Source organism: Pseudomonas sp. PA15(2017), assembly GCF_001945395.1.
GTDB lineage: Bacteria > Pseudomonadota > Gammaproteobacteria > Pseudomonadales > Pseudomonadaceae > Aquipseudomonas.
Map to the genome: position 1 here is coordinate 52,423 of NZ_MSXV01000001.1, position 20,165 is coordinate 72,587.

The following is a 20,165-nucleotide window of genomic DNA, read 5'->3' on the forward strand; positions in this document are numbered from 1 at the left end:
CTTAGTTTCCTGCAGCGCGACAGATCGCACCGAACTCATCCGCATTCAGAGAGGCTCCACCCACAAGCCCCCCATCGATATCAGGCATGCCGAATAGCTCGGCTGCATTGGCGGCTTTGACGCTGCCGCCATAAAGAATTCTCAAACCACTTGCCACTTGCGGGTCTTTCGCAGCGACCTGCGCTCGAATTGCCGCATGCACGTCCTGCGCCTGCTGAGGCGTCGCCGTCAGGCCGGTACCGATGGCCCAGACCGGCTCATACGCCACCACTGCACTGGACAGCACCGCAACACCCAGCGCATCGATCACGCCATCGAGCTGACCGGCAACCACCTTGAGAGTTTCGCCCGCCTCGCGCTGCTCCAGGGTTTCCCCAACGCACAGTACCGGCACCAGCCCTTTGAGCTGAGCCGCCGCGAACTTGCGCACGACCTGCTCGTCGCTGTCACCCAGAATCAGGCGACGCTCGGAATGACCAATCAGCACCAGCTCGCAACCCGCATCACACAGCTGCTCGCTCGACACCTCACCGGTCAATGCCCCCTCACCGGCCTCGACGGCACAGTCCTGGGCGCCTACCGACACCGCAAGCCCACCGAGCCCCTCGACAACCTGGACAAGATGAACACTGGCAGGAAACACCGCAACCTCGACATCGGCAGGCAGTGCCTGCCGATTCAGACCGTCGATCAGCTCTGCGACACTGGCGCGGGTACCGTGCATTTTCCAGTTACCAGCAACCATTGAGCGACGCATGCTTTACCTCGTTGGTCAAAGAGGGCGCAGATGTTACCCAACCGCTTGGGGACTGGCAAGCCGAATCAAGCACAGACACGCGAGACAATTTCAGCCAATTCGTCGGCATAGGCTCGAACCTGGGCTTCGTCCTCACCTTCGACCATCACCCGTACCAACGGCTCGGTGCCGGACTTGCGCAGCAGCACGCGGCCACGGCCGGCCATGCGCTGGGTCACACTGTCGCTGGCGGCTTGCACATCGGGATGCTTGAGCGGGTCGACGCCACCGCCAAAACGCACATTGACCAGCACCTGCGGGCACTTGCGCAGCCCTTGGCGTGCCTCGGCCAGGCTCTGACCGCGGCGACGAATGGCCAGCAACACCTGCAGCGCAGCCACGATGGCATCACCGGTCGTCACATGCTGGAAGCACACCAGATGCCCGGAGTTCTCGCCGCCCACCTGCCAACCGCGCTCGAGCAGCTCGGCGATCACGTAACGGTCGCCAACGTTGGCCCGCACAAAGGGGATATCCAGCTCCTTGAGTGCAAGCTCGAGGCCCAGATTGCTCATCAAGGTGCCGACGACCCCACCCTGCAGTTTGCCGCGGGCCTGCAGATCCCTGGCGATGATGAACAGCAGTTCGTCACCATCGACTACCGCACCGGTGTGATCGACCATCAACACCCGATCGGCGTCGCCATCGAAGGCGATACCCAGATCGGCGTGGCGCGCCTTGACTTCGGCCTGCAGGTTCTCGATGTGCGTGGAACCGCAATCAGCATTGATATTCAGCCCGTTGGGCTGGGCCGACAGCACCGACACCTCGGCACCCAGCTCCTGAAATACCGCTGGTGCCACTTTGTAAGCTGCACCGTGGGCGCAGTCGAGCACGATCTTCAGGCCCGAGAAATCGGTACTGGTCGGCACACTGCTCTTGCAGAATTCGATATAGCGGCCGGCGGCGTCGTTGATTCGCGACACCTTCCCGAGCTGCTCGGACTCGACAACGGTCATCGCTGCATCGAGCAGCTCTTCGATCATCAGCTCGACTTCATCGGGTAGCTTGGTGCCCTGCCCCGAGAAGAACTTGATGCCGTTGTCATGATGCGGATTGTGCGAGGCGCTGATGACAATACCGGCCTCGGCATGAAAGGTACGCGTCAGGTAGGCGATCGCCGGCGTGGGCATCGGCCCCAGCAGCAGCACATCAGCCCCGGCGGCGGAGAGCCCCGCCTCAAGCGCCGACTCGAACATGTAGCCGGAGATGCGCGTGTCCTTGCCGATCAGGATGCGACACTTGCCCTGCTTGCGAAACGCCATGCCGGCGGCCCAGCCCAGCTTGAGCATGAAGTCCGGGGTGATGGGGTACTGCCCGACGCGCCCACGGATACCGTCGGTGCCAAAATACTTGCGACTCAAAACGACAACTCCCTTTTTCTATTTAATGCGCCGCTTCGACCGCAGCGACCATGCGCACCACGTCCACGGTTTCCGCCACATCGTGCACGCGCAAGATATGCGCGCCCTTGGCTACCGCCAGGGCCGCCAAAGCCAGGCTGCCGTACAGACGACCATCGACTTCACGCCCCAACACGGCGCCAATCATACTCTTGCGCGAAACGCCGACCAGTAGCGGCAGACCGAAAGCCTGCAACGCCGGCATGCGCCTGAACAGGCTAAGATTATGCTCCAGCGTCTTGGCGAAGCCGAAACCCGGATCGAGCACGATGCGCTGCGCCGGGATGCCGGCTGCCTCGCAGACCGCCAAGCGCTCGCGCAAAAAATCCGACACTGCGTCCAGCACGTCATCGTACCAGGGGCTTTGCTGCATGGTCGTGGGCTCGCCCCGCATATGCATCAGACACACCGGTAAACCGCTCTCAGCCGCCGCCTGCAAGGCACCCTCTCGCTGCAGCGAGCGCACGTCGTTGATCAGCCCTGCACCTAGCCTGGCCGACTCGCGCATCACCTCGGGCGTGGAGGTATCCACGGAAATGATCACGTCCAGCTCGGCGGCGACCGCCTCGACCATCGGCGCTACGCGCTCGAGCTCCTGGGCTGCCGAGACCGGGGCAGCGCCCGGCCGCGTGGATTCGCCGCCGATATCGATCAGCGTCGCACCGGCGCGTACCATGCTTTCGGCATGCCGCAGCGCCGCATCGCGCAAGGCAAAACGGCCACCGTCGGAAAAGGAATCTGGGGTGACGTTGAGGATGCCCATCACTTGCGGATGGCTTAAATCAAGAAACCGGCTGCCACAGGGCAGCCGGTCGTTTGTTTGCACGAGAGACATGAGACGGCTTTTATACCTCGGCAGCAGGCCCGCCGATGGGCTTCTCGGGGCGATCCGCTTCGTCAGACTTGGCGGATGGCTTGCCGGCATCGTTGCCGCCGCCGGTCCAGTCCTTCGGCTCGCGCACCGTGCGACCACTCATGATGTCGTCGATCTGATCGATATCGATGGTCTCGAACTTCATCAGCGCTTCGGCCATGGCGTCGAGCTTGTCACGGTTATCGGTGAGGATCTGCTTGGCCGTGTTGTAGCAGCCGTCGATGATCGCGCGCACTTCGGAGTCGATCATCTTGGCGGTTTCACCCGACACGCTGGCGCCTGAAGAGCCGCCACCACCCCGCAGGAACGGCTGATCGTCATCCTCTGCATAGAGCAGCGGGCCGAGCTTCTCGGAGAGGCCCCATTTGGTGACCATGTTCCGGGCAATCTGGCTGGCACGCATGATGTCGTTGGAAGCGCCCGTGGTGACTCCATCGAACCCCAGCGTCATCTCTTCGGCGATGCGACCGCCATACAGCGAACAGATCTGACTGGTCAGCGCACGCTTGCTGAGGCTGTAACGATCTTCCTCGGGCAGGAACATGGTCACACCCAGGGCACGGCCGCGGGGGATGATGGTGACCTTGTAAACCGGATCGTGCTCTGGCACCAGGCGACCGACGATGGCGTGGCCCGCCTCGTGATAAGCGGTGTTGAGCTTCTCCTTGTCGGACATGACCATGGTTTTGCGCTCGGCACCCATCATGATCTTGTCTTTGGCCAGCTCGAATTCCTTCATTTCCACTAGGCGCTTGCCGGCGCGCGCGGCGAACAGCGAGGCCTCGTTGACCAGATTGGCCAGGTCGGCGCCGGAGAAGCCAGGCGTACCACGAGCGATGACCGCTGCCTTGACGTCTTCGCCCATGGGGATCTTGCGCATGTGCACGTTGAGAATCTGCTCGCGACCACGGATGTCCGGCAGGCCGACGACCACCTGACGGTCGAAACGGCCCGGACGCAGCAGGGCCTGGTCGAGCACGTCCGGACGGTTGGTAGCGGCGATGACGATGATGCCATCGTTCATTTCGAAGCCGTCCATCTCCACCAGCAACTGGTTGAGGGTCTGCTCGCGCTCGTCGTGACCGCCACCCATGCCGGCGCCACGATGGCGACCAACGGCGTCGATCTCGTCGATGAAGATGATGCACGGGGCATGCTTCTTGGCCTGCTCGAACATGTCGCGCACGCGGGAAGCACCGACACCGACGAACATCTCGACGAAATCGGAACCGGAAATGGTGAAGAACGGCACCTTGGCTTCGCCGGCAACGGCCTTGGCCAGCAGGGTCTTACCGGTACCCGGCGAGCCGACCATCAGCACGCCGCGCGGGATGCGACCACCCAGGCGCTGGAACTTGCCCGGATCGCGCAAGAATTCGACCAGTTCACTGACCTCTTCCTTGGCCTCGTCGCAACCGGCGACGTCAGCGAAGGTGGTCTTGACCTGATCTTCGGAGAGCAGACGTGCCTTGGACTTGCCAAAGCTCATCGGCCCGCCCTTGCCACCAGCACCGCCCTGCATCTGGCGCATGAAGAACATGAACACGGCGATGATCACCAGAATCGGGAAGCTGGCGACCAGCAACTGGGTCCAGATGCTCTGCTGCTCAGGCTGTTTGCCGACGATCTCGACGTTATTGTCCATCAGGTCCTTGATCAGACCGTTGTCCTGGATCGCCGGACGCACGGTTTCGAACGAGGAGCCGTCGGAACGCATGCCGCTGATGATGTAGCCATCGACGGTGACACGCTTGACGCCGCCGCTCTGTACCTGCCCGATGAATTCCGAGTAGTTGAGCTTATTGGTCTCACTGGGGCTCGAGAAGTTGTTCATCACCGTGACGAGGACGGCGGCGATGATCAGCCACAGGATCAGATTCTTTGCCATGTCGTTCAATTAGCTACCCTCTGAAGCAGGCCCCTTGCCGAAGCGTGCTTCGCATGACGACCAGTTATAAACCGATCTAACTTACTACAAACGCCCGCTCGTGGCTGACACCGTCTGTAACCCTTTATGAGACATCTGCCCATTACGATGCGCGTCTTGGCTTGGACTGACAACCACGCCATTGGTTTTACTCGGCACTCAGGCCCTTGAAACCTCGGGCCAGCAAATACTGCTCACGGGAGCGGTCACGGGACGACAGGGGTTTGCGCATCTGCACCTTGTCGAACTGACGGCGCACCTCCTTGTGGTACTCGTCGAACCCCTCGCCCTGGAAGATCTTGATCAGGAAATCGCCGCCTGGCTTGAGCACCCGGCCAGCCAGATCCAGCGCCAGCTCGCACAGATACATGGCACGCGGCTGATCGGCGGCTCTCACCCCACTCATATTGGGGGCCATATCGGAAATCACAAGGTCGACGGGGTTATTGTCGATGGCCTCGAGAATCCGGGCGAACACGGCGTCGTCGGTGAAATCGCCCTGAATGAAGGTGACGTCCGGAATGCTGTCCATCTCCAGGATGTCGGAAGCGATCAGTCGGCCCTTGTCGCCGATCACCCGACTGGTGACCTGGGACCAGCCGCCCGGCGCAGCGCCGAGATCGACCACGGTCATGCCAGGGCGCAGGATGCGATCCTTTTCCTGCACTTCCAGCAGCTTGTAACTGGCACGTGAACGGTAGCCGTCCTTTTGCGCCATTTTGACGTACGGATCGTCGAAATGCTCTTTCAGCCAACGCTGGCTGGTCTTGGAACGGGCCACACAACACCTCGAGAGAACAGAATGAATAACTGGGCGGGCCTCGGGCGGCTCGGTTAAAATAGCCCGCTTTCCCAGATTAATACGCAGGGTTCAGATTATGCCGCTCACTCAAGAGCAGAAGAAACAGTTCAAATCTATCGGCCACCACCTGAAACCGGTATTGATCGTCGCTGACAACGGTGTTACCGAAGGCGTACTGGCCGAGCTCGAGCGCGCGCTGAACGACCATGAACTGATCAAGATTCAGGTTCGTGTCACCGAACGCGACGATCGCCTGGCGGTGATCGATGAACTGTGCAAGGCCAGCAAGGCCGAACTGGCGCAGATCATCGGCAAGATGGCGCTGCTGTACCGCAAGAACCCCAAGGCCAATCGCAACCTGTCCAACATCAGCCGCTATCAGGGCTGATTCAGGTGCTCAGCCGACCTGCGGGTCGGCTGCCACAGCCTTGCGTGGTACGGGCTGCAACACCAGCAATACACCGAAGAACGCCAGCAGCAGGTAGCTGAACAGCTGCCAGCGTAGCGCCTGCGGCCAGAGCATCAGTGAAACCAGAAAGGCCAGCGAGATGGCCAGCACCGCGAGCAGCAACTGCCCGCTTCGCACTCGCCATGGCGCCGACCATCCATACCGCCTGATCAGCAGCAGAAGCTGCAGCAGCGCAACCCCCAACGTGACGCCGACCATCTGCGGCACCAGTGCGCGCGCCACTTCCTCGATCAGCAGGGGCGCCAGGCCGACACCGGCCAGCCCCGGCAACACCAGAAAATGCAACGTCCAGATGCCGCCGACCCAGAGGGTTTGCAGCAGCACCCAGGCGTTGGCTGCGCTGTCACGCGCAGCCGTGCGATCAGACGTGGCGAACTTCGACAATCTCGTACTCGACCAGACCGCTGGGCGTGTTGACGCCAACCACGTCACCTTCGCTCTTGCCCACCAGGGCGCGAGCGATGGGCGAACCCACGGAAAGCTTGCCCTGCTTGATGTCGGCTTCGTCTTCGCCAACGATCTGGTAGGTCACGCTTTCGTCGGTCTCGACGTTGGCGATTTCCACGGTGGTACCGAAGATCACCTTGCCGGTGTGGGCGATGGTGGTGACGTCGATGATCACCGCATTCTGCAGGCGGCCTTCGATGTCACGCACGCGCGCCTCGACCATGCCCTGCTCCTCGCGGGCGGCATGGTATTCGGCATTTTCCTTGAGGTCACCCAGCTCACGGGCCTCGGCGATCGCCTGGCTGAGTGCTGGGCGACGCACCTTGGTCAGGTGCGCCAGCTCTTCTTCCAGGGCGCGAGCGCCCTGGGTGGTCATGGGGTACTTGTTCATGCCTTGATTCCTGCATGCAGATCCTGCAGGCGGCGCACGGTCTTCTCGGGACCGAACTTGAGCGCCTCACAGACCGCCTGCCCCGCCGCGATGGTGGTGGTGCAGTAGATCTTGTGCTGCAGAGCGTTACGACGAATGGAATAGGAGTCAGCGATGGACTGACGGCCTTCGGTGGTGTTGATGATCAGCGTGACCTCGTCGTTCTTGATCATGTCGACCACGTGCGGACGACCTTCGGTCACCTTGTTGACGCGACGAACCGGCAGGCCGGCAGCCTCGATCACCTTGGCGGTGCCAGCCGTGGCAACCACTTCGAAGCCCAGAGCGACCAGGTCGCGGGCGACCTGAATGGCCTCCGGCTTGTCGTCTTCACGAACGCTGATGAAGGCGACGCCTGCGTTCGGCAGAATCTCGCTAGCCCCCATCTGCGCCTTGGCGAAGGCTTCGCCGAAGCTGTCACCGACGCCCATCACCTCACCGGTGGATTTCATTTCCGGGCCGAGGATCGGGTCGACACCCGGGAACTTGTTGAACGGGAACACCGCTTCCTTGACGCTGAAGAACGGCGGGATGATTTCCTGGGTGAAACCCAGTTCGCTCAGGGTCTTGCCGGCCATCACGCGGGCAGCGACCTTGGCCAGCGACTCGCCGATGCACTTGGACACGAACGGCACGGTGCGCGAGGCGCGTGGGTTGACCTCGATCACATAGATGTCCTCGCCCTGCACGGCCATCTGCACGTTCATCAGACCGATGACGCCCAGCTCCAGGGCCATCTTCTTGACCTGATCGCGAATCTCGTCCTGGATGTGCGCCGGCAGCGAGTACGGTGGCAGCGAGCACGCCGAGTCACCGGAGTGAACGCCGGCCTGCTCGATGTGCTGCATGATCGCACCGATCACCACGACTTCGCCGTCGCTGACCGCGTCCACATCCACTTCGATGGCGCAGTTGAGGAAGCGATCCAGCAGCACCGGGCTGTCGTTGGACACCTTCACCGCTTCGCGCATGTAACGCTTGAGCTCTTCTTCCTGGTAGACGATTTCCATCGCCCGGCCGCCCAGCACGTAGGACGGGCGCACCACCATCGGGTAACCGATGTTCTTGGACAGGGTCAGCGCTTCTTCTTCGCTGCGCGCGGTGGCGTTGGCAGGCTGACGCAGGCCGAGGCGCTGCACCATCTGCTGGAAACGCTCGCGGTCTTCGGCGCGGTCGATGGCGTCCGGGCTGGTGCCGATGATCGGTACGCCGGCCTCTTCCAGGGCGCGGCACAGCTTCAGCGGGGTCTGGCCGCCGTACTGGACGATCACACCCTTGGGCTGCTCGACGCGAACGATTTCCAGCACGTCTTCCAGGGTCACCGGCTCGAAGTACAGGCGATCGGAGGTGTCGTAGTCGGTGGAAACGGTTTCCGGGTTGCAGTTGACCATGATGGTCTCGTAACCGTCTTCACGCATGGCCAGCGCGGCGTGTACGCAGCAGTAATCGAACTCGATACCCTGGCCGATGCGGTTCGGGCCACCACCGAGAATCATGATCTTGTCACGGCTGCTCGGGTTGGCTTCGCACTCTTCCTCGTAGGTCGAGTACATGTAGGCGGTGTCGGTGGCGAACTCGGCGGCGCAGGTGTCGACGCGCTTGTAGACCGGCAGCACCTTGAGCTTGTGACGATGACTGCGCAGGTTCTTCTCGGTGACCCCGAGCAGCGTGGCCAGGCGCGCATCGGAGAAGCCCTTGCGCTTGAGGCTGAACATCAGATCGCGGTCGATGCTCGACAGGCCCAGGGTCTGGATGCGCTGCTCGTCCTTGATCAGATCTTCGATCTGCACCAGGAACCACTCATCGATGTTGGTCAGCGCGAACACTTCCTCGACCGTCTTGCCGGCACGGAAGGCGTCGCCCACATACCAGATACGATCGGCGCCCGGCACGATCAGCTCGCGCTTGAGGGTGCTCTCCACTTCAGGGTCAGCCGGATCCAGTTTCGGATCGAAGCCGGCTACGCCAACTTCCAGGCCGCGCAGCGCCTTGTGCAGAGATTCCTGGAAGGTCCGGCCGATGGCCATGACTTCACCTACGGACTTCATCTGAGTGGTCAGGCGGGCGTCGGCGTTGGGGAATTTCTCGAAGGCGAAACGCGGAATCTTGGTGACCACGTAATCGATGGCCGGCTCGAACGACGCCGGGGTGCGGCCGCCAGTAATGTCGTTCTGCAGTTCGTCGAGGGTGTAACCCACGGCCAGCTTGGCGGCGATCTTGGCGATCGGGAAACCGGTAGCCTTGGAGGCCAGGGCCGAAGAGCGGGATACGCGCGGGTTCATCTCGATGACGACCATGCGGCCGGTGTTCGGGCAGATGCCGAACTGCACGTTGGAGCCGCCGGTTTCCACACCGATCTCGCGCAGTACCGCCAGGGAGGCGTTACGCAGGATCTGGTATTCCTTGTCGGTCAGGGTCTGGGCCGGCGCCACGGTGATCGAGTCACCGGTGTGCACGCCCATCGGGTCGAAGTTCTCGATGGAGCAGACGATGATGCAGTTGTCCTTCTTGTCGCGGACCACCTCCATCTCGTATTCCTTCCAGCCGATCAGCGATTCGTCGATCAGCAGCTCGTTGGTCGGCGACAGGTCCAGACCACGGGTGCAGATTTCCTCGAACTCTTCGCGGTTGTAGGCGATGCCGCCACCGGTGCCGCCCATGGTGAAGCTCGGACGGATGATGCACGGGAAGCCGACCTTCTCGAGCACGCCGTAGGCTTCTTCCATGCTGTGGGCGATACCCGATACCGGGCAGGCCAGACCGATGTCCTTCATGGCCTTGTCGAAACGCGAACGGTCTTCGGCCTTGTCGATGGTGTCGGCGTTGGCACCGATCATCTCGACGCCGAACTTCTCCAGCACGCCGTGGCGCTCCAGATCCAGCGCGCAGTTCAGCGCGGTCTGGCCGCCCATGGTCGGCAGCAGGGCGTCGGGACGCTCCTTCTCGATGATCTTGGCCACGGTGGCCCACTTGATCGGCTCGATGTAGGTGGCGTCGGCCATGGCCGGGTCGGTCATGATGGTGGCCGGGTTGGAGTTCACCAGGATGACGCGGAAGCCTTCCTCGCGCAGGGCCTTGCAGGCCTGGGCACCGGAGTAATCGAACTCGCACGCCTGGCCGATGACGATGGGGCCGGCGCCGAGGATCAGGATACTTTTGATGTCTGTACGTTTTGGCATGTTCTCTCTCGAATCCTTAGGTCAGTCGGCGAGTCATAATGAAAGCTACTGCGCGCTATCTGGGCTGCGTTGCGCGGTACTCACTTCCTCGCCGTACTAACACATGTACTGTCTCGTCGCTGCGTGCCGGGCGCCTTGCCCAGACAGCGCTCGCTACGCTTTCCAGACGACTCGTCTATTTGCGCTTGGCCATGGCTTCGATGAAGCGGTCAAACAGCGGGGCGACATCGTTCGGGCCCGGGCTGGCCTCGGGGTGACCCTGGAAGCTGAAGGCGTCCTTGTCGGTGCGCTCGATGCCTTGCAGGGTGCCGTCGAACAGCGACTTGTGGATCGGGCGAAGATTGCCCGGCAGGCTGTTCTCGTCCACGGCGAAACCGTGGTTCTGGCTGGTGATCATCACCACGCCGGTATCGAGATCCTGTACCGGGTGGTTGGCACCGTGGTGACCGTGCCCCATTTTCAGGGTCTTGGCGCCGGAGGCCAGGGCCAACAGTTGGTGGCCGAGGCAGATGCCGAATACCGGGATGTCGGTTTCCAGAACGTCCTTGATCGCCCGGATGGCGTAGTCACATGGCTCGGGGTCGCCAGGACCATTGGACAGGAACACGCCGTCGGGATTGAGCGCGAGCACTTCACTGGCCGGAGTCTGCGCCGGCACCACGGTCAGGCGGCAACCGCGCTCGACCAGCATGCGCAGGATGTTCAGCTTGACGCCATAGTCGTAGGCGACCACGTGGTACGGCAGCTCGCTGGCAGCGATCTCGGGATGGCTGTCGTCTTTCAGGTTCCACACGCTGGAGCGCCACTCGTAGCGCTCGGTGCAGCTGACTTCCTTGGCCAGGTCCATGCCTTTCAGGCCCGGGAAGCCACGCGCCAGCTCCAGTGCCTTTTCCTCGCTGGCATCGGCGCCAACCAGGATACAGCCGTTCTGCGAGCCTTTTTCACGCAAGATGCGGGTCAGCCGGCGGGTGTCGATACCGGCGATGGCGACGGTGCCGTTTTCCTTGAGGTAATCGGGCAGCGACTGCTTGTTACGCCAGTTACTGGCGAGCAGCGGCAGATCGCGAATGATCAGGCCGGCAGCCCAGACACGATTGGACTCGGCGTCTTCCGGCGTGGTGCCGGTATTGCCGATGTGTGGATAGGTCAGGGTAACGATCTGCTGGGCATAAGACGGATCGGTAAGAATTTCCTGATAGCCGGTCATGGCGGTGTTGAACACCACCTCCCCGACAGTTTGGCCGTCGGCCCCGATGGCCTCGCCGCGAAAAATGCTGCCGTCAGCAAGGGCGAGTATGGCTGGCTTACTCAAGAAGACCTCCCGTAGATCGTGGAGCAAACGCAGATTGTAAAAAAGCGGGATGACGTGTGAAGGTCATCCCGCTTTTTTGATTGATTCATTCTGCGCAACTTTTAGTGGACACACTAAAGCGGGAAGCTTACAGGAAAAGTGCCTTTTTCGAAAGGCGTTCAAGGTCAAAAACCTGAAATCCGCTCCACGGCCACCCCTGATAACCACCGAGGGCGCCACTGGCGCCCTCGGTTTCGGTCACTTCAACCCCAGCACATCCTGCATGTCGTAAAGCGCTGGCGAGCGCTGCTGCAGCCAGGAGGCCGCGCGCACTGCGCCCTTGGCGAAGGTCATGCGGCTGGACGCCTTGTGGGTGATTTCCACGCGCTCGCCGTCGGCGGCGAACAGTACGGTGTGATCACCGACCACATCACCGGCGCGCACCGTGGCGAAACCGATGGTCTCGCGCTGGCGTGCGCCGGTCTGCCCTTCACGCCCATAGACCGCGACCTTTTCCAGGTCACGCCCCAGTGCATTAGCAACCACCTCGCCCATACGCAGCGCGGTTCCCGATGGCGCGTCGACCTTGTGACGGTGATGGGCCTCGAGCACTTCGATATCCACATCGTCGCCCAGCACGCGGGCCGCCGTGTCGAGCAACTTCAGGCACAGGTTCACGCCTACGCTGAAATTGGCGGCAAAGACGATCGGAATCTGCTTGCCGGCATCGACCAGCAACTGCTTTTCCGCAGCACTGAAACCGGTGGTGCCGATGACCATCGCCTTACCGGCGCGGCGGCAGGCGTCGAGGTTCTCGAGAGTCACTGAGGGATGAGTGAAGTCGATCAGCACGTCGAATTCGTCGAGCACGCTTTCCAGGCTACCGGACAATGCCACGCCCAACTTGCCGACGCCCGCCAGCTCACCGGCATCGGCGCCGAGCAGCGTGCTGGTCGGCCGCGCCACAGCGGCGCCGAGCACCACGCCGTCGGCCTGGTGCACGGCCTCGATCAGGTTCTTGCCCATGCGCCCGGCGGCGCCCGTGACTGCAATACGCATATGCATAACTCCAAAGTACAAACGGCGAGCAGCCGGCCACTGCCAGTTGCTCGCCGTGCATTACCGCATTAAAGGTCGCCGAAGAAGCGCTTCACGCCTTCGAACCAGCCATTGGCCTTGGGCGAATTGGAGCTGTTGCCCACCAGGGACTGACGAAACTCTTCGAGCAGCTCGCGCTGGCGACGGTCGAGATTGACCGGCGTTTCCACCGCCACCTTGCACATCAGATCGCCCGCACCGCCGCCACGCACCGGGGCGACGCCCTTGCCGCGCAGACGGAACAACTTGCCGGTCTGGGTGCCTTCCGGAATCTTCAGTTTGACCCGACCATCGAGGGTCGGCACTTCCAGCTCGCCGCCCAGAGCCGCATCGACGAAGCTGATCGGCACCTCGCAATACAGGTGCTTGCCGTCACGCTGGAAGATCGCGTGCTCGCGCACGTTGACCACCACGTACAGATCACCCGCCGGGCCGCCCAGGGTACCCGCCTCGCCCTCACCGGACAGACGGATGCGGTCGCCGGTATCGACACCGGCCGGTACCTTGACCGACAGGGTCTTGTGCTCTTCGACACGACCATGGCCATGGCAGGAGCCGCAGGGGTCGGTGATCATCTTGCCGCTGCCGTGGCAGCGCGGGCAGGTCTGCTGCACCGAGAAGAAGCCCTGCTGCATGCGCACCTGGCCGATACCGCCGCAAGTGGTACAGGTCACCGGGCTGGTGCCCTTCTTAGCACCCGAGCCATCGCAGGTCTTGCAGTTGACCAGGGTCGGCACGCGAATGGTCACCGTGGTGCCACGTACCGCCTCTTCGAGATCCAGCTCCAGGGTGTAGCGCAAGTCACTACCGCGCTGCGCACCGCCGCGCTGGCCACCACGCTGACCGCCGAAGAAGTCACTGAACACATCGCCGAAGATGTCGGAGAAATTCGCGCCGCCACCACCAAAGCCGCCACCGCCGCCCATTTGCGGGTCGACGCCTGCATGACCGTACTGATCGTAGGCGCTGCGCTTGCCGGCATCGGACAGCACTTCGTAGGCCTCGTTGGCTTCCTTGAAGGCATCTTCGGCCGCTTTGTCGCCGGGATTGCGATCGGGGTGATGCTTCATCGCCAGGCGACGGTAAGCCTTCTTCAGCTCCGCCTCACTGGCACCGCGCTCGACCCCGAGCACTTCGTAGTAGTCACGTTTAGACATGGGTTTCTAGCACTCTCAAAATTCTTACCGTCCAGACACGCCAACGCGGGAGCAAGCCCCCGCGCGGCGGATCGCCCTGTCACACCGCGGTGCGGCAGGGCGTAAACACAGGCAAGCCGGGGCTTACTTGTTGTCCTTGACTTCCTCGAACTCGGCGTCGACGACGTCGTCGGCAGAGCCCTTGGTTTCGCCAGCATCCGCCGCACCGGCGCCGGCAGCACCTGGCTGCGGCTGCTCGGCGTACATCTTCTGCGCCAGCGGAGTGGTGGCTTCGGACAGTGCGTTCATCTTCGCTTCGATGGCCGCCTTGTCGTCGCCCTTCACGGCAACTTCCAGCTCGCCCAGAGCGGTTTCGATGGCCGCTTTCTCTTCCGTAGTAGCCTTGTCGCCGGCTTCGGTGAGCATCTTGCGGGTCGCGTGCACCAGTTGGTCACCCTGGTTGCGTGCGCCAGCCAGCTCTTCGAACTTGCGGTCTTCCTCGGCATTGGCCTCGGCGTCGCGCACCATACGCTCGATCTCGTCATCGGACAGGCCGGAGTTGGCCTTGATCACGATCGACTGAGTCTTGCCGGTGGCCTTGTCTTTCGCGCCAACGTGCAGGATGCCGTTGGCGTCGATGTCGAAGGTCACTTCGATCTGCGGCACGCCACGGGGAGCCGGCGGAATCTCGGCCAGGTCGAACTTGCCCAGGGACTTGTTCTGGCCGGCCTGCTTGCGCTCGCCCTGCAGCACGTGAATGGTCACGGCGCTCTGGTTGTCGTCAGCCGTGGAGAACACCTGCGACTTCTTGGTCGGGATGGTGGTGTTCTTCTCGATCAGCGGCGTCATCACGCCACCCATGGTTTCGATACCCAGGGTCAACGGGGACACGTCGAGCAGCAGCACGTCCTTCACGTCACCAGCCAGTACCGCGCCCTGAATGGCAGCACCCATGGCCACGGCTTCGTCCGGGTTGACGTCCTTGCGGGCGTCCTTGCCGAAGAAGTCGGCAACGGTCTTCTGCACCAGCGGCATGCGGGTCTGGCCACCGACCAGAATCACGTCGTTGATGGAGCCAACGTCGATACCGGCATCCTTCAGTGCGATGCGGCAAGGCTCGATGGTGCGCTGCACCAGGTCCTCGACCAGCGACTCCAGCTTGGAGCGGGAGATCTTCACGTTCAGGTGCTTCGGCCCGGTCGCGTCTGCAGTGATGTACGGCAGGTTGACGTCGGTCTGCTGGCTCGAGGACAGCTCGATCTTGGCCTTCTCGGCAGCTTCCTTCAGGCGCTGCATGGCCAGCGGGTCGCCCTTGAGGTTCATGCCGGTTTCTTTCTTGAATTCGTCGACAAGGTAGTCGATCAGACGAATGTCGAAGTCCTCACCACCGAGGAAGGTGTCGCCGTTGGTGGCCAACACTTCGAACTGGTGCTCGCCGTCGACTTCGGCGATTTCGATCACCGACACGTCGAAGGTACCGCCACCCAGGTCATAGACGATCACGGTGTGGTCGCCCTTGGCCTTGTCCATGCCGTAGGCCAGCGCAGCCGCGGTCGGCTCGTTGATGATGCGCTTGACGTCCAGACCGGCGATGCGCCCGGCGTCCTTGGTAGCCTGACGCTGGCTGTCGTTGAAGTACGCCGGAACGGTGATCACCGCTTCGGTCACGGACTCGCCGAGATAGTCTTCGGCGGTCTTCTTCATCTTCTTGAGAATTTCAGCCGAAATCTGTGGCGGCGCCATCTTTTGGCCATTCACTTCGACCCAGGCGTCACCGTTGTCAGCCTTGGAGATCTTGTACGGCACCATCTGGATGTCTTTCTGCACGACTTCTTCGTCGAAGCGACGACCGATCAGACGCTTCACTGCGTACAGGGTGTTGTGCGGGTTGGTCACCGCCTGGCGCTTGGCGGACTGACCGACCAGAATTTCGCCATCGTTGGCGTACGCGATGATCGACGGCGTGGTGCGCGTGCCTTCGGCGTTTTCGATGACTTTGACGTTACCGTTTTCAAGAATGGAGACGCAGGAGTTGGTAGTCCCCAGGTCGATACCGATGATTTTGCCCATTTCACTCTCCCGAAACTTTGATATAGCCGCAGCGTTGTCGTGACCGCTGCGGTAGCACTAATACGCTTGACTTACTAAATGGGGCTGAGCCCGCCGATTTCAAGCCTGCTCATCGATCGATGGCGGTGCTTCGGCCGGTGCCTTGCTGACCACGACCATGGCCGGGCGCAGCAGACGACCATTGAGCATGTAGCCCTTCTGGAACACCTTGAGCACGCTGTTGGGCTCGACGTTGGTGCTTTCCTGCATGGCCATCGCCTGGTGGTGCTCGGGATTGAACGGCGCACCGTGGGGGTCGATGGCTTCCAGTTGGTGGCGCTTGAGGGTGTCGAGCAGCAGCTTGAGCGTCAGCTCCATGCCCTCGCGTACCGCCTTGATCGAATCGTCATCGGCACTCGACAGCTCGAGACCACGCTCGAGGCTGTCGACCACCGGCAACAGATCATTGGCAAATTTCTCGAGGGCGAATTTATGCGCCTTCTCGACATCCTGCTCAGCGCGACGGCGCACGTTCTGCAGATCGGCAGCCATGCGCAGCGACTGATCCTGCGCAGCCGCCAGTTGCTCTTCCAGCGTTTGCACGCGAGCAGCCAGGTCTTCGCTAGGCGCTGCGTCGTTCGCTTGCGCTTCGGAAGTCTGCGGATCCAGGTTCTGTTCGTCAGCCATGCATTTCTCCTCTGAATGATTCGACGAGCCTCAACTCGCGCGTCTGCCGCCTATATATGGATGATTTGTAGGGTTTCAAGGGCCATCACCACTTTCTGGCAGCCAGTCGTCAGCGTATTGCCACCCCGAGGCAAACCACTGTATAAATAACCAGACAAATCCTGAGAGGCCTCGCCATGCTGGTGCACCTGTCCGTTCATAATTACGCCATCGTCGAACACCTGGATCTGGAACTGGATCGAGGCATGAGCGTCATCAGCGGCGAAACGGGCGCCGGCAAGTCGATCATGCTCGACGCTCTCGGTCTGACCCTGGGTGATCGCGCCGACAGCGGCGTGGTACGCCCCGGCGCCGACAAGGCCGACATCCTGGCCAGCTTCGACCTGGGCGATATTCCCGAAGCCCACGCCTGGCTGGCCGAGCGTGACCTGAATAACGAAGGCCCGTGCATCCTGCGCCGGGTGATCACCGCCGAAGGTCGCTCGCGCGGCTACATCAACGGCACGCCCTGCCCGCTCGGCGACCTCAAGGCGCTGGGTGAACTGCTGATCGATATCCACAGCCAGCACGAGCACCAGTCACTGCTCAAGACCGACACTCACCGCCGCCTGCTCGACGAATACGCGGGCGTCCAGGAGCTGGCACGCCAGGTGCAACTGGCCGCGCACCGCTGGAAGCAGACCCGCAGCGAACTCGAGCGGGTGACCTCCCAGGGCGACGAGCAACGCGCCCGCCATCAGCTGCTCAGCTACCAACTCGAGGAGCTGGAAAACCTCGGCCTGGGCGACAATGAGCTTGAGCAACTGGAGCAGGACCACAAAGCCCTGACCAACGCCGAAAGCCTGCTCGGTGCCTGCCGTCAGGTCATCGATCAGTGCAGCGAGAGCGATGCCGGCAACGTGCTGTCGGTCCTCACTGCCAGTCTCAGCCGTCTTGGCAGCCTGCAAGGCCAACCAAGCGCCTTGAACGAAGCCACCAACCTGCTGGCCAGCGCGCAGATCCAGATCGAAGAGGCCGTGGGCGAGCTCAACCGCTTTCTCGACCACTTCGACGCCGACCCCGAGCGCCAGCAGCAACTCGAAGAGCGTCTGGACACCATCTACACCCTGGCTCGCAAACACCGCATCCACCCCAGCGAACTGCCTGCGATGCAGCAGCAGCTGTTCGATGAACTGGAAGGCCTGAATGCCGATGACCAGGCCGCCGGGCGCCTCGGCGAGGAGCTTGCCGCCTACGGTCGCCACTATCAGGAAAAAGCCGCTGAACTCAGCGCCAAGCGGCAGAAGGCCGCCGGCAAACTGGGCAAGGCCGTGGAAAAGGAAATGCAGACCCTGGGCATGCCGGGCGGGCGCTTCAGCATTCAGTTGCAACCCACCGATGGCAGCGAGCCGAATGCCAACGGCCTGGAACAGGTCGAGTTTCTGGTCAGTGCCAACCCCGGGCAACCGATCAAGGCTCTGGCCAAGGTTGCCTCCGGCGGCGAGCTGTCGCGCATCAGCCTGGCCATTCAGGTCATCACCGCGCAAACCTCGCGCGTGCCGACCCTGGTGTTCGATGAAGTGGATGTGGGCATCGGCGGCCCGACTGCCGAGGTAGTCGGGCAGTTGCTACGCCGCCTGGGCGAACGGGGTCAGGTACTGACCGTAACCCACCTGCCGCAAGTTGCTGCACAAGGCCATCAGCACCTGTTTGTGCACAAGGTACGTGGCAGCAACGCCACTCGCACAGCGGTCAGCAAACTAGGTGAGGCCCAGCGTGTCGAGGAAGTCGCACGCATGCTGGGCGGCATCGACCTCACCGACGAATCCCTGGCTCATGCCCGCAAACTGGTCAGCAACGCCCAGAGCTGATCAGCAGCCAAATCATTTTCGACAGACATGAAAAAGGCGACCTGAGTCGCCTTTTTCCGTCAATCGACGCGCTTACTTGGCACTACGGCGTACGTAGAGCACCAGATTGTGATCTACCAGCTCGAAGCCGTGCTCGCGGACGATTTCCTTCTGGCGTTTCTCGATCTCGGCATCGAAGAATTCGATCACATCACCGGTATCGACGCACACCATATGGTCGTGGTGGCCGCCATCGGCCAATTCGAACACGGCATGGCCGCCGTCGAAGTTGTGGCGCACTACCAGGCCAGCGGCCTCGAACTGGGTCAGAACCCGGTAGACGGTTGCCAGACCTACATCTTCGCCCGCATCCATCAGCGACTTGTAGACATCTTCTGCACTCATGTGACGCTGCTCGGCAGAGTCCAGCATCTGCAGGATTTTGACCCGTGGCAGGGTTACTTTCAGGCCAGCTTTGCGCAGTTCGCTATTTTCAACCATGGTCTGCTTTCTCGCGGAAGCGCTTCGCAGCTTCCCTTATTGCGGGTATGATCGGGGTTTACGTTGCCCAGCCAAGATAGTGGAAGACGCCCACCGATGCAAAAAACCAGACTCCTGCTGACCAGCCTCACCTTCATGGGGCTCATCGCACTCGCCGGTTGCTCATTCCCCGGGGTTTATAAAATCGACATCCAACAGGGCAATGTCGTCACGCAGGACATGATAGACCAGTTACGCCCTGGAATGACCCGACGCCAAGTACGGTTTATCATGGGTAACCCGCTGATCACGGACACTTTCCACGCCAATCGCTGGGACTATCTGTACAGCATGCAGGCCGGTGGTAGCCAGCGTCAGCAGGAGCGTGTGACGCTCAATTTCGATGGTAACGATCAGTTGGTAGGCCTGTCCGGCGACTTCATGCCTGGCACCAGCCGCGACGATCAGATCCTCGGCCGCGACGGCGCGCCTGAACGGGCGCCGAACCAGCAGCAGGACGAGCCAGCTGCACCGGGCTCGCTGCTCGAGCAGATCCAGCGCGACGTCGACAATGTCGAAACCGTACCGGTACCGACCCCGGAACCGCTGGAAACTTCGCCTCAGTAAGCACACAGCAAAAAGCCCCGGCCCCGCCGTAATGCTGTTCACTTAAGCATTTGAGTCCAAGCCGGGGTTTCTAGAAAATCCGATACCAGCCTCCTGGTATCGGATTTTTTATGCCCATTCAGCAGCAACTGCTCGACCTCGGCGATCTCTTCAACTTCTCCGACCTCAGCACTTTCACACAGAACATCCCTGTTGAATGGGTCGCCAGTGCGCTCAATCTCTCCGCTCAAGCCACTATTCGGCGCAGGCGTCTGCCGAGTGATCAGGTGCTTTGGCTGGTGCTGGGCATGGCCTTGTTCCGCGATGAGCCTGTGCACGAGGTGGCCAGACGCCTGAATATCTGTGCCCAAGGCCTGGCTTCGATCAGTTGCTGGCGCGCAGCGGAATCACCGAAGCGCGTAAGCGACTGGGAGCTGACCCGGTCGAATCCTTGTTCCGCCAAACAGGCATGCAGTGGGGTTGCGAGCGCTACGAAGGTGATCAATGGCACGGCTTGCAAGTGTTCGCGGTAGATGGCGCATTGCTGAGAACCCCTGATTCTCCTGAGCTGAGGGAGCATTTTGGCTCTGGTAATACGGGCACCGAGCGCCAGACGCCTTTTCCGATGCTGCGCCTAGTTGCCTTGATGAACGTGCGCTCCC

At 61.8% G+C, this 20,165-nt stretch carries 16 protein-coding genes and 2 pseudogenes; 4 read left to right on the forward strand and 14 right to left on the reverse strand.

Translation table 11 applies throughout. The features are described 5' to 3' along the window. Position 1: 1 nt before the first annotated feature. The 5 genes from tpiA to rlmE form a co-directional block, all read right to left on the reverse strand. Positions 2 to 757 (reverse strand): triose-phosphate isomerase, encoded by a 756-nt coding sequence (gene tpiA / locus BVH03_RS00255; protein ID WP_075959320.1) that lies wholly within the window; start codon positions 755 to 757, stop codon positions 2 to 4. A 65-nt stretch (positions 758 to 822) separates the two neighbouring features. After that, positions 823 to 2,160 carry a phosphoglucosamine mutase gene (gene glmM, locus BVH03_RS00260; protein ID WP_075959321.1) on the reverse strand — a complete coding sequence of 446 codons (1,338 nt, stop codon included), beginning with the start codon at positions 2,158 to 2,160 and terminating at the stop codon, positions 823 to 825. Between the two features lie 22 nt (positions 2,161 to 2,182). Further along, complete coding sequence (folP, locus tag BVH03_RS00265; RefSeq protein ID WP_075959322.1) at positions 2,183 to 3,034, reverse strand: dihydropteroate synthase; 852 nt, start codon at positions 3,032 to 3,034, stop codon at positions 2,183 to 2,185. A gap of 10 nt (positions 3,035 to 3,044) precedes the next feature. After that, complete coding sequence (gene ftsH / locus BVH03_RS00270; RefSeq protein ID WP_075959323.1) at positions 3,045 to 4,961, reverse strand: ATP-dependent zinc metalloprotease FtsH; 1,917 nt, start codon at positions 4,959 to 4,961, stop codon at positions 3,045 to 3,047. A 187-nt stretch (positions 4,962 to 5,148) separates the two neighbouring features. Continuing rightward, positions 5,149 to 5,781 carry a 23S rRNA (uridine(2552)-2'-O)-methyltransferase RlmE gene (gene rlmE, locus BVH03_RS00275; RefSeq protein WP_075930956.1) on the reverse strand — a complete coding sequence of 211 codons (633 nt, stop codon included), beginning with the start codon at positions 5,779 to 5,781 and terminating at the stop codon, positions 5,149 to 5,151. Positions 5,782 to 5,878: 97 nt separating this feature from the next. Between rlmE and yhbY the strand changes: the two genes are divergently transcribed. Next, positions 5,879 to 6,190 (forward strand): ribosome assembly RNA-binding protein YhbY, encoded by a 312-nt coding sequence (gene yhbY / locus BVH03_RS00280; protein ID WP_075930957.1) that lies wholly within the window; start codon positions 5,879 to 5,881, stop codon positions 6,188 to 6,190. 9 nt (positions 6,191 to 6,199) lie between these two features. On the opposite strand, the gene BVH03_RS00285 is transcribed toward yhbY, so the two are convergent. The 8 genes and pseudogenes from BVH03_RS00285 to grpE all read right to left on the reverse strand — a co-directional run. Beyond that, positions 6,200 to 6,655: a DUF4149 domain-containing protein gene (locus BVH03_RS00285; protein ID WP_075959324.1), complete on the reverse strand. Its 456-nt coding sequence runs from the start codon at positions 6,653 to 6,655 to the stop codon at positions 6,200 to 6,202. Next, on the reverse strand, positions 6,633 to 7,109 hold the full coding sequence (gene greA / locus BVH03_RS00290) for a transcription elongation factor GreA (protein ID WP_075959325.1): 477 nt from the start codon (positions 7,107 to 7,109) through the stop codon (positions 6,633 to 6,635). The genes BVH03_RS00285 and greA overlap by 23 nt, the downstream gene beginning before the upstream one ends. After that, positions 7,106 to 10,327, reverse strand: coding sequence for a carbamoyl-phosphate synthase large subunit (gene carB, locus BVH03_RS00295; RefSeq protein ID WP_075959326.1), 3,222 nt, complete (start codon positions 10,325 to 10,327; stop codon positions 7,106 to 7,108). Before carB ends, greA begins: the two co-directional genes overlap by 4 nt. A gap of 175 nt (positions 10,328 to 10,502) precedes the next feature. After that, on the reverse strand, positions 10,503 to 11,639 hold the full coding sequence (gene carA / locus BVH03_RS00300; RefSeq protein ID WP_075959327.1) for a glutamine-hydrolyzing carbamoyl-phosphate synthase small subunit: 1,137 nt from the start codon (positions 11,637 to 11,639) through the stop codon (positions 10,503 to 10,505). 237 nt (positions 11,640 to 11,876) lie between these two features. Further along, on the reverse strand, positions 11,877 to 12,677 hold the full coding sequence (gene dapB / locus BVH03_RS00305; protein WP_075959328.1) for a 4-hydroxy-tetrahydrodipicolinate reductase: 801 nt from the start codon (positions 12,675 to 12,677) through the stop codon (positions 11,877 to 11,879). A 68-nt stretch (positions 12,678 to 12,745) separates the two neighbouring features. Next, positions 12,746 to 13,873, reverse strand: coding sequence for a molecular chaperone DnaJ (dnaJ, locus tag BVH03_RS00310; RefSeq protein WP_075930963.1), 1,128 nt, complete (start codon positions 13,871 to 13,873; stop codon positions 12,746 to 12,748). A gap of 123 nt (positions 13,874 to 13,996) precedes the next feature. Next, entirely contained in the window at positions 13,997 to 15,922 is a 1,926-nt protein-coding gene (dnaK, locus tag BVH03_RS00315; RefSeq protein WP_075959329.1) for a molecular chaperone DnaK, read from the reverse strand. Positions 15,923 to 16,021: 99 nt separating this feature from the next. After that, positions 16,022 to 16,591 (reverse strand): annotated as a pseudogene (gene grpE / locus BVH03_RS00320) (nucleotide exchange factor GrpE); the annotation flags it as partial. Between the two features lie 173 nt (positions 16,592 to 16,764). On the opposite strand from grpE, the gene recN reads away from it, so the two are divergent. After that, positions 16,765 to 18,438 carry a DNA repair protein RecN gene (gene recN, locus BVH03_RS00325; protein WP_075959330.1) on the forward strand — a complete coding sequence of 558 codons (1,674 nt, stop codon included), beginning with the start codon at positions 16,765 to 16,767 and terminating at the stop codon, positions 18,436 to 18,438. A 72-nt stretch (positions 18,439 to 18,510) separates the two neighbouring features. Here recN and fur read toward each other — a convergent pair whose 3' ends face one another. Then, entirely contained in the window at positions 18,511 to 18,918 is a 408-nt protein-coding gene (gene fur, locus BVH03_RS00330) for a ferric iron uptake transcriptional regulator (RefSeq protein ID WP_075959331.1), read from the reverse strand. Positions 18,919 to 19,014: 96 nt separating this feature from the next. Between fur and BVH03_RS00335 the strand changes: the two genes are divergently transcribed. Together BVH03_RS00335 and BVH03_RS00340 are read left to right on the forward strand one after the other, a co-directional pair. Then, complete coding sequence (locus BVH03_RS00335; protein WP_075959332.1) at positions 19,015 to 19,524, forward strand: outer membrane protein assembly factor BamE; 510 nt, start codon at positions 19,015 to 19,017, stop codon at positions 19,522 to 19,524. 116 nt (positions 19,525 to 19,640) lie between these two features. Next, positions 19,641 to 20,165 (forward strand): annotated as a pseudogene (locus tag BVH03_RS00340) (transposase domain-containing protein); the annotation flags it as partial.

Excerpts from the sequence above, each read along its gene's own strand:
- tpiA (WP_075959320.1), bottom strand. The coding sequence starts at position 757 with ATGCGTCGCTCAATGGTTGCTGGTAACTGGAAAATGCACGGTACCCGC.
- folP (WP_075959322.1), bottom strand. The coding sequence starts at position 3,034 with ATGTCTCTCGTGCAAACAAACGACCGGCTGCCCTGTGGCAGCCGGTTT.
- ftsH (WP_075959323.1), bottom strand. The coding sequence starts at position 4,961 with ATGGCAAAGAATCTGATCCTGTGGCTGATCATCGCCGCCGTCCTCGTC.
- yhbY (WP_075930957.1), top strand. The coding sequence starts at position 5,879 with ATGCCGCTCACTCAAGAGCAGAAGAAACAGTTCAAATCTATCGGCCAC.
- greA (WP_075959325.1), bottom strand. The coding sequence starts at position 7,109 with ATGAACAAGTACCCCATGACCACCCAGGGCGCTCGCGCCCTGGAAGAA.
- carB (WP_075959326.1), bottom strand. The coding sequence starts at position 10,327 with ATGCCAAAACGTACAGACATCAAAAGTATCCTGATCCTCGGCGCCGGC.
- dapB (WP_075959328.1), bottom strand. The coding sequence starts at position 12,677 with ATGCGTATTGCAGTCACGGGCGCCGCCGGGCGCATGGGCAAGAACCTG.
- dnaJ (WP_075930963.1), bottom strand. The coding sequence starts at position 13,873 with ATGTCTAAACGTGACTACTACGAAGTGCTCGGGGTCGAGCGCGGTGCC.
- dnaK (WP_075959329.1), bottom strand. The coding sequence starts at position 15,922 with ATGGGCAAAATCATCGGTATCGACCTGGGGACTACCAACTCCTGCGTC.
- recN (WP_075959330.1), top strand. The coding sequence starts at position 16,765 with ATGCTGGTGCACCTGTCCGTTCATAATTACGCCATCGTCGAACACCTG.
- fur (WP_075959331.1), bottom strand. The coding sequence starts at position 18,918 with ATGGTTGAAAATAGCGAACTGCGCAAAGCTGGCCTGAAAGTAACCCTG.
- BVH03_RS00335 (WP_075959332.1), top strand. The coding sequence starts at position 19,015 with ATGCAAAAAACCAGACTCCTGCTGACCAGCCTCACCTTCATGGGGCTC.